The organism is Phormidium sp. CCY1219, assembly GCF_035615515.1.
In the GTDB taxonomy this organism is placed as follows: Bacteria; Cyanobacteriota; Cyanobacteriia; order Cyanobacteriales; family Laspinemataceae; genus CCY1219.
Map to the genome: position 1 here is coordinate 1 of NZ_JAJENT010000556.1, position 14,679 is coordinate 14,679.

Sequence of the window (14,679 nt, forward strand, 5' to 3'; positions counted from 1 at the left end):
TAGGCTGGTCAGGTGGTTAGAAGTACAAGCCCCTGGCTTTAGACATGGGGTTGGTTTCTACGGAGTCCCTGACTTCTTTTCTCTCCTCTCCTGAACTTCGGCAACGCAAAAGCGGAATTTTTCGTTGCTGGAATGCACCCCTGTACGCACCAGGGTTTTATCGCTCAATCTTGCAATGTTAGCGGGCATCGCAGCCTAACGTTTCGAGTCTTTTCTCCGATTTTAGTCTGACTTCCTGACTGTCATCAGTTCCCCCAGCGATTAGAATCTTTTCTTCCAAAACTTTGATATCCGTACTGTTAAAACTGCGGTTGTTTAATGAGTAAATTTCCTTACTGTGTTCTACCAACCGGGTGCCATTGGGGCGCAAAGGCCAGAGCATCACGCGCCCGTCGTCGCCGCCACTGACCAGATAGCAACCATCGGCACTAAATGCCACCGATCGCACTGGTTCGCCTTGATGTCCGTCGTTCCAAACTTCTCGGATTTCGCACTCACCGCCTGCAGACAAACAAGGCTGCATATTCCACAGGGTAATATATCCTTGATTGTCTGCCGTGACCACTAAATCTGGGTTAAATTCTGCCGTATCGATGCTGGTGATGTAGTTTTCTTTGCCGCCGTCGCGATAGGGAACGACAAATTGGCTATCCTCGATCCAGTCCCAGACGACAAAATTATTGTATCGTCCCACCACTGCCAATTTTCTATCGTTTCGCCCGACAAATTTTAAGGCCGAAATGGCAAAATCAAAGGGTTGACTGAGCATGGGTGGCATGGGTTGCAGGGAATTGCGATTTTTCCCGGCGGTCAAGTTAGATTTTAACACATCCCACTGATGCACCCTGCCACTGCCATGACCGCTAAATAAAAACCGAGAATCTTGAGTGAATTCCAAGGCAAAAACCCGGTCATCTTTTTCGGCGATAAATAAAGCCAGGGGGCGATCGCCTTTTTGAATCAAGTCCCAAACCAGAATTTCCCCATTTTCCAACCCCGTGACCACGAAATTGTTATTCACCGGGCGATAGCGAATCACTCGCACCGCTTTATCGTCGGATTCTTGCGGACGAAACAGTTTGGCAATTTGCTGGTTTATCCATTGGAAATAGCGGTTGCCGCGATAATTGATTTCCCGCAGTTCTTGGTTAGCGAGCGGATTAAAAAAGCCGGCTACATTCCATTCGATGAGTCGTTGGTCATTCGACCCGCTGACCAATCGTTCTCCCATGCCATTAAATTGCACGGAATTCACCGTATCTTGATGACCGAAAATCGGGTTTTGCGGATTGAGCCAGGAAAACCACCAGACCAGATAAATGATGCCTAAAATTCCCACAATTTGCAGCCAGAGGGGCGTGATGGGTTTAACCGACAGTTGCAAGCTGTGCTTGTCGTTGCGGGTATCCACTCGCCGTGCGGACCAGGAGGCTGCCACTTCCAGTAACAGTTTTTGGGTTTTGCCGAACCAGGGGCGTTTTTTGTCGGCAGTTAAGAAGAGTTGGCTGACTTGTTCGGGTTCGACTTGTGCGGTTTCGGGGGTAATTTCTATGGTGCATTTTCCCCTATCTTCGCCGCCAATTTCGACGCCGATTTCTTGATATAAATTGCTGGCGTTGTTAAATTCGAGGGTGTAGGTGATGGGGTTGGAGCGCCAAAATTTCCAGGCGAATTTTTCGGGGATGTGGTGGGTTTTGGGAGTGGCACTGAAGTCGAGAAATCCCATTGGCAGGACTTCCAGACGACCTTCGATTTGGGAGGCCGGACCGTTGGAATGAGTGGCTACGATCGCGAAATTGTGGAGTTGAGAGGGGGCTTGAATGCCAAACGGGGGTTGGCAGGTAAAAACCGTTTCGGCTTGTTTTCCCGGGGCCACTTGCAGGTGGCGTTCCGGGGTGGATTCGGTCCAACTGCCATCGATGCCGGTGAGGGTGAGGGTAACGTAAGTGAGCAGTTGACCCGGGTTGTAGACGCGCACCGGGATGCTGGCGCGATCGCCGGGATAAATCTGAAAGTCCTGGACGGGTAAATCGAGCTGTAACGGGGTTTTACCGATTCCTTGTTCGACGATTAAGCGCAGGATTTCCCGGGTTTCGTCCGGGAGTTCCAGGGAAAACACCCGCACTCTGACGTTCATTAGTCCCACGAAACCGGGCACCGGCGTGTCGGTGATGGAGATGCGAAATGAGGTGACATCCCCGGGGGGTTTTTTGCTGCTAACGGTAGGGGAGATACTGTACCAATCCGAACTGCGATTTTCCGCTGCACCGGCGGCGGTGAGTTCCACCCCAAAACTGGCAAAGCGATCGCTTCCATTCACCACCGTCACCTCCAACGATGCCGGCTCTCCTCCGGGAGTTAAATGAAGTTCCTTTTGCGAGACAATTGTATTGATTACCGCAGTTGCCATTGTATTTTCCCCGCCTTTTAACTATGGGTAGATTGCAATCCGAATAAGGTCGCCATGCGATTTTTAATCCAAGTCATGGGATTGCGATCGAAACTGTCCTCATCATCGAGCAGTCCCATTTTCTGTAGCAGTTCTTTTCTCGATTCTAATTCAGCTTTATGTTCGTGTAAAGCTTCGGCGATTTGTTCTGCCATATCTTGATAATTTCTCAGCAGCTTTTGCAACCCTTCTCTATCCAACACAAATAACACCGTATCTTCGCAGGTGCGAACCGTGGCAGTTCGGGGGATTCCCAACAACAGAGAAAGTTCGCCAAAAAATGCCCCAGAACCCAGTTTGGTGAGGAATTTATCGATTTTTTCCACATAGATTTCTACTGTGCCTTCTAAAATAATATAAAATGCATCGCCCGGTTCGTCTTCGCGACAGACAAATTCCAAGGGATAAAGGATTTTACGATATCCTAAATCGATGAGTTTTTGGATTTCGGCGTCGCTAAAATTTTGAAAATAGGAAACTTTTCGCAGTAAGTCTGCGAGATTGATATGTTGGTATTTATCGGCTTTACTGCGGGCTTTGCGAGAGCGCACGAGCAATTCTTGCAAGTAATCGCTTTCGGTGAGTTGAGAAAGCATGATGGCTTTTTTGGCTTTGTCGCTTTCGCTTTTGAGCTGTTGCAATTGTTGTTTCATGCCTTGCTCGCGGGCGTAGATGCGACTGGCCATATCTTGAAAGACGCGGGCGAGTTGGCCCACTTCGTCATTGCGTCGGGTGACGTCGGCCAGATTTTCCGGTTTGAAGTGTTCCGCTTCGATATCCTGCGCCGCCGCACTCAGACGCAGAATCGGTCTGATGAGCCAGCGGGCGATCGCAATTCCCAGGAAGATGGCCACCACCAGAGCGATCGCCAGCAGGATAATCGTCACCCGGGTTTGGGCTTGTACCGGCCCCATAAAATCCGCTTCCGGTACCACGGCGACGATCCACCAATCCAATCGGCGCTCGTCTTCAATCGGATTGACTATCACTAACTGGGATTTGCCATCCAGATTGAATTTGAGCGTGGTTTCGCGGTTTATCCCCTCAAAGCTGCTAAACCGTTCCATGACCTCTTGGGCCGTGGCTTGGATTATCGGATTCGTACTGGCGATCGCCGCTCGACGCTGCGGTTCGTCATTTTCCATGACAAAGGGGTCTTCCGCCGCCGATGTGGCGACGATTTCCCCGGCGCGATCGACAATAAAGACTTCTGCGGTAGGAGAAATGGTTAACTCGCGCAACCATTCGCTCAGGTGCGTTAGAGAAATATCCACCGCCAACACCCCCTGGAGTTGATTCCCATTCTGGTACACCGGGGTGATGGCGGTAATTGTCAGCACGGAGTTAAAAACGTCGAAATAAACGGAACTCCAGGTCGGTTCGCCCACTTCTACCGCTTTTTGATACCAGGGTCGCACTCGCGGATCCGATGGGGATTGACTGATTAACCCCAATCTGTCGCCGCGATCGTTCAATTCGTAGGTTTCTCGAACCTGTGCGGTAGTGGGGTCTTTAATCACGAGCAAGCTTTTCGAGTTGGCGTCATTTTGCACCCCGAGAATGTCTCCCTGTTGGTTAGCGTAATAAATGTAATCCCAGGAATCGGTAATGGTAGAGTGATACCAAAAATAGGGTTGGAGTTCGGTGAAATTGTCCAGATTCAATTCTCCCGCACCCACGCTGGCGAGGGTCATTTGATGAAAAAGGTGGGGGGCGGTGACGTAACTTTTGACTTCCGTTTCTACGCGATCGCTGATTTCTTCACCCAAGCGCGTCACCAATTCGTTCACCGACTGTTGAGTGCTGCGAAAAGACAGCCACCCGGTCAATCCGACGCTGACGACGATTGGGAGGACGATAACGGTAGGGACGATTTTGCGGATGGAAACCATAATTGCTCCTGAGGCTGCCTAAGTGCCATAGTTGTTACTCAGTTTCCTGCCTTTCCGGTTAAGATTCCCTCTCGGGAATGGCTTGCATTAACTGCATCATTTGCCGACGCGATCGCGCGTAATTGAGGATATTAATCCCCATCTCTTGGGCGGTGCGAATTGTTTCTCTACTCAGGGACAGCTCTTCATCCAATCCCCATGCGGAAGATAGATTCCCCAGCACTACAATAATTCCACCACCTGCAAGTAATTTAATCGATTGTCCGTTCACCGGGGGAAGGGCTGCAAATAAAAACGGTTGGGTTCGCAAGGGGTGAGTTCGACTCAAGCGATCGAGGTCTTCTAGAGGTTGACCGAGTTCTCGGGCAAAGGTTTGAAACTCCTTAGATAATTCGTCAATCTGTTCGATTAGGGATTCTTTTACGCCCTTAAGTTCGGTTTGCAATGATTCGGTTATTTCGGCAAAATTGGCGAGCTTTTCCTCTCGTTCTGGGTCATCTTTTGCCACAGTTGTTCCGTTCGCCAGACGATTCAGGGCTTCAATTAGCTGATACTGCAAGGAAATCAATTCTTCCACTTTGCTTCCCTGGATTTCCGCTTCGACAAATAGCACACCCCCGCGTTCTACATACTGTTTTAATATGGCTCGTTCCTCCGAGTTAAGGGAACGGGAGGGCTGACTTTTCAGATAAACCAGGTCATAAGTCACTAACTGTTCCAGTTCTTCTGTAGAACGCAAACTAAACTGGCCAATATCTTCCGACCCTTGCAAACGCGGATATAATGCCTCCACCGATTGTAACAAATAAAATAGATGAGAAAAATCCACCTCATCCTCGGCAGAATTTTGGGTAATTTGACCGAGGCGCACCAACCCTTGTGGACGCGATCGCGCTTGGGGCCGATAGCGCAAATCCAAATTATTGGAACTCGGATAAAATACATCGGCGGGCGGCGATAACTGCACTTCCCCGGGTTCGAGAAAAATGCGGCACAGTTCCACTTCCCAAGGTGCAGGCGGGGTATTTTTTTCGTCAATCCGAAAGGTTTCGGTCACCACATCGCCATTCCCATTAGTAGTAGTTTGGCGCTGCAGTTGGTCGGGGTCTACATAACTGACCACCAAATACACCATTAGCGCTTCTTCATGCACCACCTCGGAACTAATTCTAAAATCAATCGGTTCGGGAATCACAATCACATTGCCAAACAAATCGATAGCAACGCCCGGTTGAATCTGCACCCAACGATTGTCGCGATATTTGGGGATGACCTCGGCGGGGGGTTCGACGATTTGCACCCCCATATCGCTGACAATTCCCGGTTGATTGAGGGATTGAAAATGAGCGTTTTGCCGCTGACGATGGTACTCGTGGGCCAATCGCCAGCGATCGGCATTAATCAGCAATCCATCATCGACCTGTAAGCGATTTAAGGGTTTGACATTCGGAGGAGGCCAGGGTAGAGTCATGTTAAAATTACATTGCTAGCAATAAACAGTTAAAATCCGGGACTTGCTGCCAACTTCCAGTTAGCCATAATTCCATTTATTCTCCCGTCGGTTCGATATAAAGCTCGTAAGTACAAAATGCCGGCTTTTCTTGTTCGACAATTTGTCGCACCAACCTTTCATCAATTTGATTGGCGGTTGGGGGGCGCAACTTGACGATAAAATGATAGGGTTGACCGCCGCCAATAATCGTATCTTCGCCTAAGCGACTTTGTCCCATTACCAACCCTTGGGTAAACACTTCTTGAATGCTGATATGTTTTTCCGCTTCGGGAAGATGTTCGTCTAGGGGTAAATTGGTGTACAAATACAGATAAAACCGCAATCCTCGACGAGTGCCGCGCCAGCGATATAATTCGATCGCGTAGCGAATCAGATACCGCTGTCGGGTTCGACTCAAACGCGGGTCGATTTTCCACCCCACCCAATAGGCGAGAAATGGCAACAATGCCTCAGGTGCGGTTAGGGGGTCTAAATAGGCCCACAGGGCATCTAATGCCTGCACTGCCGGTTCGAAACTCTGCTCGAAAACCTTCAGCAACCGTCCGATAAAATCCACTTCCCGGTACAGTTCGGGCAAAAAGTCCAGATATAGACTTCGGGGTCGGATGTAAAGGGTAAAGGACGCCGATTCGTTTTGGGTTCTGGTGGTATTTGCGGCGCGAAAAGAGACGTAAATTCGTCCTTGATAATCCAACAGCAGGGATTGACCGGCTTGCAAGAATTCTTCGCGTTCGAAGAAGGCTTGGGGGATGCGAAAATAAAGGACGGCTTCAATTTTTCCCCCGGGGGGGATTTGGTTGCCTTCGGTTCGCAGGCGATACCAACTAGCGGGAAAATTGCCTTCGACGCCCACATTTAATTGTAGGGTTTGGCTGCCGATGTTTTCCAGCTTGACGAGTATTTCGCTAGGTTCTCCGGGGTAGAGGAGCAAGCCACAAGGGAGAGTTCCGGAGAGGGGAACCGCGCTGGTTTCCACGATATCGAATGCCTCGGCGAACCGTCCCACGGGCTGAATGGGAGCCTCTGGCAGTTGCATCGGCACCAATTGCACTCGTAAGGGTAGTAGGTCGCGGGCTTGAGTCATGGGAGGGTTGGGGTGGAGGTTGAGCGATCGCGGTTTTCCTGTGGAACGGGGGTGCGAGCCAATTGGCGGCGAATGGGGGAAGGGAGATGAGGTAGAGAGCCAGCAGGCGATCGCGTAGCCAGTGGGGGCTTTAAATCAAGCTAATCACGTGACCCGATCGCAAGCTGTCATTGCGCCAGGAACAGATCAACCCCACTGGTCCGGGATTAATCACGGGTTCGCGGGGCAAGGTTCTCACCCAGCCGCTATTTTGCCGACGCAGTTCGAATAACTGCACCGCTCCTAAATAGAGGACGCCGGGAGTATTTTGCAGCAGGGTGACGATATCCGAGGGATACAGGGGACGTCCGAAAGGCCAGCCGTTGCCCGTCGGTCCGCCGGTAATCGGATTGAGAAACCGATACAATGCCACCTGCATGGAAAATAAAATCTGTCCGGCGGCGGTGGGGTTTTGATATTCCGGTTCCAAGGCGACTTCGGTTTGGACGGCGACGCCGAGATATTCCGGTTGCCGACATTGTACTTCCACGCCGAGGAGTCGTCGTTCGTCGAGATAGGCGGTGACGCGCTCGATCAGGGTAGGGGAGAGGCTCAACTGTGCCGGGTCGATGCCGTAACCGCGTTCGATGCTTTGGGTATCGGGTTTGGGAACCAGCAGCAGGCGAACGGTGCCGGCTTGGTCTTTGCGGGTGGGGGAGAGACAAAGACTGCGGGAGATCGCGCCGCTTCCTGCTTCTAAGGCGAGGGCTTCAAAGTCTTCTACGGTAACGGCGCGATCGCGGGTTCGCAGCATTCGCGGGACGCGAATCGCCGCTTCCTCGAGAGATTCTCCATCGGCTCCATTGCGCGCCGCTTTATGATTGACCACTCGGGCCACATAGGGGACGGCAGATTTGACGATGCCAATGGTGCCGGCTTGCACGTTGCCTTTCACGCCTCCGCCAGTACGATAGGCGACCATCTGAATGGAGGCTCCGCGCGGGGGTACGGCTCCATGTTGCCGTTCCATCGATTCGGGGGGGGCGGCGTGCTGTAGGGCGTTGCCATCCCGGGCGGTGGTGAGGGCGGCTGATTCCGGGGGTCGGGTCTGCGATCGCTCCCGCCACCGAATGCGGGCGCTCAGTTCGGTGGGTTCTCGAATCAGCGGCCCAAACTGCACGATCCCGGTAATCGAATCTAGGGTATAGTGCAAATCTTCCGGCCCGGAGTCGGCAAAATCATTGACTTCTTGCCACCGTTGTGGTAAACCTCCCGATGGGGTGACTAAAATATATTCCTCTTCTCCCCGAGGGAGGATGGGCACTCCTTGCAGTTGAAAGCTCTGCCCGGGGTTGCCGTCGCTTTCTCCCAAGATTTCATTGCGAATACTGGTACTCTGCGATGCGCCGACGGTTGCGCCAATCGACCGGGCACTCAATCCGACGATGCGCGGCGAACTGCTATATCCGGGTTGATTCGGTGCGGGGGGTGAATAGACGCAGCGCACCCACCGCCCTCGGTAGGTGAAAAAGTGGGTGACGGGCCAGACTTTGGGCATGTGCAGCAAGATGTCTGCGCCGGAAAGGGGGTCGCCGCCTTGGCGCACTAATTGGCTATAGCTGAATCCCTGGGTTTTGTCGTCGCTTTCGCGCAGGAGTATGGGTTCCCAGGTGAGTCCGTTCCACCCTTGCCACTGTCTGGGGGGCATGTCGGGGTTGATGCCCGTGGAGGTGGCGGATTCTCCTTTCAGGTTGAGGGCGATCGCGTTGCCTTCGATGGGTTCTTCTCCATCGAAGACGAGATAAAAGCAGTTCCCCGGTTGCGGGCGATCGTCGAAAAATCCCAGTTCCGGTCCGTGCCAGCTTCCGTCTCGTTCCATCGTCCACAACCCAATGAAGCGATCGCGCAATATCTGTGGTTCGTCTTCGGAGGTCCCGGCGGTGAGCAAATGTCGAACCCTCGGATGGGCGATCGTTGCCGCAGTATTGGTACTGAACACGATCGCTTCTTCGGTTTCCGTGCGAACTGTGGCTACCTCGGTTCCCGCCGGTATGGTATAATTCTCCGGCAAGCTGGCACTCAAGTAAAAGGTGACGTCGGTTTGCGCCGGCGCTGGCGCTCTTAACCGGACGCCGAGCAGTTCGAGAAAGGTGACGTAGTTGCGACGCGGCACTTGATTGAACCGCATCAGCATTTGCTCGGTCATCCAGGCAAATAGTTCTACCAGGGTCATGCCCGGATCGCTGGGATTATAATTGGTCCACTCGGGACAGTAGCGCGGAATTCGCAACCGACATTCGTCTACTAAATCCTGAAAGCTGCGATCGTCTAAATCGGATTTTGGTAATTTCGGTAAAAAATTAAATTCCATTGCTGTTAAATTAACTTATCCCTCAAATATTTACCCGCCGCAATGCCCTCTTTCTAAGTAGATGGCATCAAATAAAACGGATAAACCATACTGCGAGAATCGTAGTTCTCTTTGAGGTGGTACTCGATAATAATGTTGACCCGTCCTTTTATCGGATCCGGTTCGGTGTACACCGCATCGAGGATGATTCGCGGTTCCCACAGTTCCAGCGCTTCCTCCACATACACCCGAATCATTAATAGGGTTTGGGTGTTCATTGGCGCAAAGGTCAGCTCGGATAGGCGAGACCCAAAATCCGGGCGATACACTCGTTCCCCAAGTTTGGTGTTCAGGATAATCCGAATCGACTCTTCGACATTACGAACGTCGGAACTCAGTTGCAGGTTGCCTTGGACGTTCACCCGCAAGGGGAATGCCCACCCGGTTCCCAGGTAATCGCGGTACTGACGAGTATTGTAATCCTCGGGCATGGATCGGTTCCCTGTGCATCACGGCTAGTTTACTAAACTCCCCCGATACCGAGTATTCGACGAAAGTCGAGGGTTCCAAATTGGCGATCGCGCTTCCCTTCCCAACCCCCTGCTTTTTATCTCTTAATTGCAACATCGACAGACAGGCAACACCCACCGCCCTGGGGAAATCCTCGGCGAAATTGATGTAATGCTTGCCATTACTTCCCAGTCGTCTTCAGCGCACTGTAGCTATGAGGCGGGGATTAAAATCCCCGTCTCTCTTGATTATGCACACTAGATGTAATACTTTATGGAGCAACCAACACCGAGACCCCGGTTCCCACCACCGGTAATGACAAGGGTACGGGTGGGATGGAGGCACTGACGCCAACGGCCATTGTTAGGGAATGAGCCACGGGACGCCCCATTGCCAACACTGTCACCGAACAAGGCATGACCAATGCGCCAGTTGCCATTGGTGCGCCGGCTACCACATCTCCCAAACAAGCTACCGGACGCCCCATCACTAACACCGTGGGTGCCCCCGGACCAACTATGGGACTCCCGCCGGCCACATCTCCTAATACCGCTATGGGTAACATGCTTTTTCCTCCTGTTTCGGGTTGGGCGATCGAACAATTACCCTTCGATTCTGCATCCCCCTAGAAGAATGCAACATTAGCCATTAGTCGCAATTGCCCGGGGCGATATTATTGCGCCCACACCCTAACAATTCAATCGGATTATCGGCGCTAAAATGCCCGCACTGGCACCGGCACTGACTTGATATGCCGCCCCAGAGGTCATGCTCATCGCCGCCCCAGAAGTCATGCTCAGCGACCCCGCCGCTTGAGAACTTAACGAACCGCCAGCTTGCAAACTCAATGTCCCCCCAGCTTGCGCGCTCATCGACGCCCCTGCTTTGAGTCCCACCTGCATTCCCGCCTTCACGTCCACATTCATCCCCGCCTGTAGTGCAATTTTCGCCGGGGATTTAATCTCCACCCCCGTTTGTCCGGTTACTTGCACCTTGGGACTGGTCATTTTAATCGCTTGATTCGAGATTTCAATACTACTCGGACCGACTTTTAACACAATTTTGGTCGTTCCCGTCAGGTGAATTTCCCCCGCATTGACGTTCATTTTTCGACTGCGCCCGGAACCTCCCGTTTTGACATTCATATCTCCTTTAGACACCACATCTATTTTCTTACTCCCGCTATCGTCCATCAAACACTGATGTCCGCCAGTGGTTTGTAATTCTACTTTCTTCTTTTTATCGTCAAGCTGCAAATAATGCGCGCCACTGGTTTTTAACTCGATATTTTCGTCGGTATCGTTCATGTGCAGTTTGTGTTTTTTCCCTTTAGCCGTTTCTAGATAAACCCCTTGTTTGCTGCTGCTTTTATCTTCTTCCACAAATTGCAATTGATGTCCGACCCGCGTTTTAAAAGTTCGCAGGCGCACTTTTCCACTAACCACAGAATCGGCAACTTTTTCGGGGGTTTTATCTTTCCCATTCCATACCCCGCCGAGTACGTAAGGGCGATGAATATCCCCATGTTCAAATGCAACTAGCACTTCGTCATTTACTTCGGGCAAACAGTCAAATCCGCGCGCGGAACCCGCCCCGATCGCCACCACTCTCGCCCAATTACTCTCGTGTTCTTCGGTTAAGGTGGGAAACTTCACTCGCACTCGCCCTAACCCATCCGGGTCTTCATTTTTAGAGACAATTCCAACTAAAAAAGTTTGTCCGGGTTCGAGACCCTTTTCCGGCGCAACACTATTGAACACATCCTCCCCGCGCAATCCTCTAACGCTAAATTCGGTACTGTAAACTCCATCTTGGTACAGATGTCGGGTTTCGGTGATATAATAATTCCCGCTGTATTTCCCCATCTCTGAGAGTTTCACCCGCTTCCCGACGCGAATTTTTGGATCTCCATCTGCAGTGGCATCCGCTTGGACGAATTCTCCGCCAATTTCGTCGCACAGTCCTTGGGCAATTTTATCCGCTTCGGCGCTACTAAATACGGGCCTATCCACGACAATGGTTTTCGGCGATGAGGGTTTGCCGTTAAATGCAGAACTGGTTTTTGTCCCGGATTGATATTGGTTGGAGGTCAATAATTGCGGGGAGTTTTTAGTGGAAACAATCGCTTTTTTTTGCTTGTAATCCCACCCGCGTACTTCCACGGATGCTACTTGTTCGGAACTGCTGACTCGCACTCGGAAGGTGCGGATGTCTTCTAACCATTGTAAGTTTAAGGTGTCTCCCGCTTTCGGTTTGCGGAAGTTTAATTTACCATCTTGGACGAACAGTTCAAACCCATTTCTCGCCGCGCGTTCCCGCAAAAATTCCATGTTGGTTTGGTTTTCTTGAAATACGTAATCATGCGCCGCGCCACTGGAATCTACGCTATCTGTGGAAATTCCTACTTCGGATGCAATTTTTTTCACGATGTCGCTGTCGCTGGCATTCTGGAAAGACCGATTGTGTCGCCCTCGGTGCAGTCGGTGGGAGACGTCATACCCGCGAATTATCATTGTGGCTTGCGATCGCTCGTTGAAATTGCTCTCAATACTGGTAATCTCCCCCACAAACAAACTTGGCTCTTTATTCTCTTCGGAAAACTCCTCCGCTTGGGTTGTACTAGCACTAAAGCCAATTTCTACAGACTGCCCGATTTCAAACAGTTTCTCGTGTCGCCAAGGGTCTCCACTCCCAGGAAAATAATCGTTATTGATTTTTAACTCAAACATCCCGGGTTGATGAATGCTCTCCTCTACCGCGATTTCCACTAAATCGTCAACTAAATCATCCGATATGTTTTTCCCTTTTATCTTGACAATCGGTTGGGCAATATAACGTGTAGCCATAATTATTTATCCCATTCAAATCACTATATTCGTTTCCTATTTTTTGGGAATATTCTCCGGTATAAACGCTTCGGAATATAATTTCTACTGTCGTCCAATCATTTTTCCCCTTGCTTATCAGTTATCGCGCTTTTCTACAGGGTTGAGTGATATCTGGATTCCCGCCTGCGCGGGAATTACAGATTTAGAAAACGTACCTCCTCCACTTATTTACCCGTAGATTTATCAATCTCGGTTAAAGTTAAATCCACGCGCGCTTGCACTGGAGTTCCATCGGATAAAAATCGCGTTAACCGATAGCTCAATCGGGTGACAAAACAGCGAATATATTGTTGCTGTCCCCAAGCGAAAATATAGAAAGGGGGTCGCTTTTCTGCACTTTTCCCTTTGCTGGAAAACTGTACCGCTTTTTTCAGCTTGTTGATATAGTCGAGAACGCTGGTTCCTGCTTCGTAGGTGTCAAAAATAATGTTGCTGATGCTTAAGGTGCAGGGGTCTCGATAGGCAAAGCTGACTTTCGGCAAACCAGAAGTGGTGCGCGCCCCTGCTTCGGAATTAACGTTCACTGAATAGTCAAACGTCAGTTCGGTAGGATTGAACATAAATTCAATGGTTTCGCTTTCGTCGGATATCAGTTTGGCTTTTTCTAGCTTTCCAGATGCAACGCTATTTCCTTGGGTTGGCATAAGTATCCTCACCGCATGAATTTTACTTCGTTTACCGTTTGCTGATGCTTTTTTCTGCTACAAGGGAGATAGACTTACCAGGACAAACGCCGTCCGTAGCGTCCCGATCGCTCTCGTTCCACTTCTAATCGCTCTTTAATCAGTTTGTGGACTTTTTGGGCAATCACTTCGATATTGTCCGCCTCTTTTTTCTCGGTACCATATCCCGGGGCGGTAATCGTCACTTCTCGGGTTCTCGGGTCACTACTGTCATAACTGGGAACAACTGACTGGGGAATGGTTGGATTAACTTCACGGTCTGGTTGAATCGGTTGCAACCCAAAGGGGGTAAATTCCCATTCCGTTACAGAATTTCGGGATAGGGATTGGGGAAAGATGCTTACTGAAGAGGCGATCGCAGGTTCTCTCGGCTTCCTTACCCCCTCTGACTGGGCGATCGCGACGGGCAATGCTTGCAAATTCCTCATCGCCCTTTCTCCCACAAATTCCCTTTGCCCGACTATCTCTTTTTGCCCTAATCCCTCTGGCGGTTGTGACAGCAAGGGAAATTCTCTGTGTGCTGCTCTCTCTCCAGCGCTGTCTTGATTCTCCTCATCCTCCCCTGACGATTCTGGCATTAAATCCACTATCGCCTCTAGGTCAAACGTCGTTATAGAATTTGCCCCCAACGGTTCGAGAAACTGTGGTTTTATTCCCCCAGTTGTCTGCAATAAGGGGTTTTTCAGTCCCAGGGGTTCCCGAGACATGCGATCGCCGTTTTGATGTCCACAATATCCTGCCATAATCACCCTGACTTAACTGCTCAGAAAGAATCCACCAGAATCTTTTGCCCGCCCGTTGCTATGAATTGTCGCACCTCCGCCCATCGCCTTTCCACTACTTCCATTCTCATTCACTACCACTTTCAATCCTTCAAATGCCAGCACTAATTCTTCAATCGCCACTGTCGCCGCATCCGCTTGTAACGGTGGCGCAGTCCACCCCACGGGTACCGCCCCAATTAACGTCCAGCATTGTATCGTTTCCCCCGCTTGGTTGAACAGCAAAATATTGATATTGCGCCGATGCGGACTCTCTTGCTTCCCATCCAATTGCGTCAGCATCCGCGACGCCCAGGCCCAAAATTCCGCATCGTTCGTCAACCCCCGTTTCAGGGTCACTTCCGAAAATTGCGCGTTTCCTAAAATAATTCGCTGCTGATGGTTCACCCCTCCTTCAAAATAGGTGTCGTAGTTGACTTTAACGCTCAACCCCGAACATTCCGTAAAACAGGCACTAATCGCACTGCTTTGCTCCATTTCTACATAAAATCGATTGGCCGTAATATAGTTGAGGCCATGTGTCTGAGTAGAATTACTTTTCGCCATCGG

Annotated in this window: 11 protein-coding genes; all 11 read right to left on the reverse strand. The window is 50.7% G+C overall.

The features are described 5' to 3' along the window. Positions 1 to 178: 178 nt before the first annotated feature. Positions 179 to 2,410: a hypothetical protein gene (locus tag LKK83_RS15360; RefSeq protein ID WP_324632085.1), complete on the reverse strand. Its 2,232-nt coding sequence runs from the start codon at positions 2,408 to 2,410 to the stop codon at positions 179 to 181. A 17-nt stretch (positions 2,411 to 2,427) separates the two neighbouring features. Continuing rightward, positions 2,428 to 4,341, reverse strand: a complete 1,914-nt coding sequence (locus tag LKK83_RS15365; protein WP_324632086.1) for a cache domain-containing protein — start codon at positions 4,339 to 4,341, stop codon at positions 2,428 to 2,430. A 58-nt stretch (positions 4,342 to 4,399) separates the two neighbouring features. After that, positions 4,400 to 5,812 (reverse strand): hypothetical protein, encoded by a 1,413-nt coding sequence (locus LKK83_RS15370; protein WP_324632087.1) that lies wholly within the window; start codon positions 5,810 to 5,812, stop codon positions 4,400 to 4,402. Between the two features lie 76 nt (positions 5,813 to 5,888). Next, entirely contained in the window at positions 5,889 to 6,938 is a 1,050-nt protein-coding gene (locus LKK83_RS15375) for a phage tail protein (RefSeq protein ID WP_324632088.1), read from the reverse strand. Between the two features lie 130 nt (positions 6,939 to 7,068). Beyond that, positions 7,069 to 9,288, reverse strand: coding sequence for a putative baseplate assembly protein (locus tag LKK83_RS15380; RefSeq protein ID WP_324632089.1), 2,220 nt, complete (start codon positions 9,286 to 9,288; stop codon positions 7,069 to 7,071). A gap of 53 nt (positions 9,289 to 9,341) precedes the next feature. Next, positions 9,342 to 9,758 carry a GPW/gp25 family protein gene (locus tag LKK83_RS15385; RefSeq protein ID WP_324632090.1) on the reverse strand — a complete coding sequence of 139 codons (417 nt, stop codon included), beginning with the start codon at positions 9,756 to 9,758 and terminating at the stop codon, positions 9,342 to 9,344. 290 nt (positions 9,759 to 10,048) lie between these two features. Further along, complete coding sequence (locus LKK83_RS15390) at positions 10,049 to 10,342, reverse strand: PAAR domain-containing protein (RefSeq protein WP_324632091.1); 294 nt, start codon at positions 10,340 to 10,342, stop codon at positions 10,049 to 10,051. Positions 10,343 to 10,466: 124 nt separating this feature from the next. Then, positions 10,467 to 12,623, reverse strand: coding sequence for a VgrG-related protein (locus tag LKK83_RS15395; RefSeq protein ID WP_324632092.1), 2,157 nt, complete (start codon positions 12,621 to 12,623; stop codon positions 10,467 to 10,469). Positions 12,624 to 12,829: 206 nt separating this feature from the next. Beyond that, positions 12,830 to 13,309, reverse strand: coding sequence for a CIS tube protein (locus LKK83_RS15400; RefSeq protein WP_324632093.1), 480 nt, complete (start codon positions 13,307 to 13,309; stop codon positions 12,830 to 12,832). Positions 13,310 to 13,383: 74 nt separating this feature from the next. After that, entirely contained in the window at positions 13,384 to 14,091 is a 708-nt protein-coding gene (locus tag LKK83_RS15405; protein ID WP_324632094.1) for a hypothetical protein, read from the reverse strand. 12 nt (positions 14,092 to 14,103) lie between these two features. Continuing rightward, positions 14,104 to 14,679 (reverse strand): phage tail protein (locus LKK83_RS15410; protein WP_442957320.1); only part of this gene is annotated, 576 nt, incomplete at its 5' end.

Bases quoted from the DNA above. Each gene is read 5' to 3' on its own strand.
- LKK83_RS15360 (WP_324632085.1), bottom strand. From the start codon at position 2,410: ATGGCAACTGCGGTAATCAATACAATTGTCTCGCAAAAGGAACTTCAT.
- LKK83_RS15365 (WP_324632086.1), bottom strand. From the start codon at position 4,341: ATGGTTTCCATCCGCAAAATCGTCCCTACCGTTATCGTCCTCCCAATC.
- LKK83_RS15375 (WP_324632088.1), bottom strand. From the start codon at position 6,938: ATGACTCAAGCCCGCGACCTACTACCCTTACGAGTGCAATTGGTGCCG.
- LKK83_RS15395 (WP_324632092.1), bottom strand. From the start codon at position 12,623: ATGGCTACACGTTATATTGCCCAACCGATTGTCAAGATAAAAGGGAAA.
- LKK83_RS15385 (WP_324632090.1), bottom strand. From the start codon at position 9,758: ATGCCCGAGGATTACAATACTCGTCAGTACCGCGATTACCTGGGAACC.
- LKK83_RS15370 (WP_324632087.1), bottom strand. From the start codon at position 5,812: ATGACTCTACCCTGGCCTCCTCCGAATGTCAAACCCTTAAATCGCTTA.
- LKK83_RS15390 (WP_324632091.1), bottom strand. From the start codon at position 10,342: ATGTTACCCATAGCGGTATTAGGAGATGTGGCCGGCGGGAGTCCCATA.
- LKK83_RS15400 (WP_324632093.1), bottom strand. From the start codon at position 13,309: ATGCCAACCCAAGGAAATAGCGTTGCATCTGGAAAGCTAGAAAAAGCC.
- LKK83_RS15405 (WP_324632094.1), bottom strand. From the start codon at position 14,091: ATGGCAGGATATTGTGGACATCAAAACGGCGATCGCATGTCTCGGGAA.
- LKK83_RS15380 (WP_324632089.1), bottom strand. From the start codon at position 9,288: ATGGAATTTAATTTTTTACCGAAATTACCAAAATCCGATTTAGACGAT.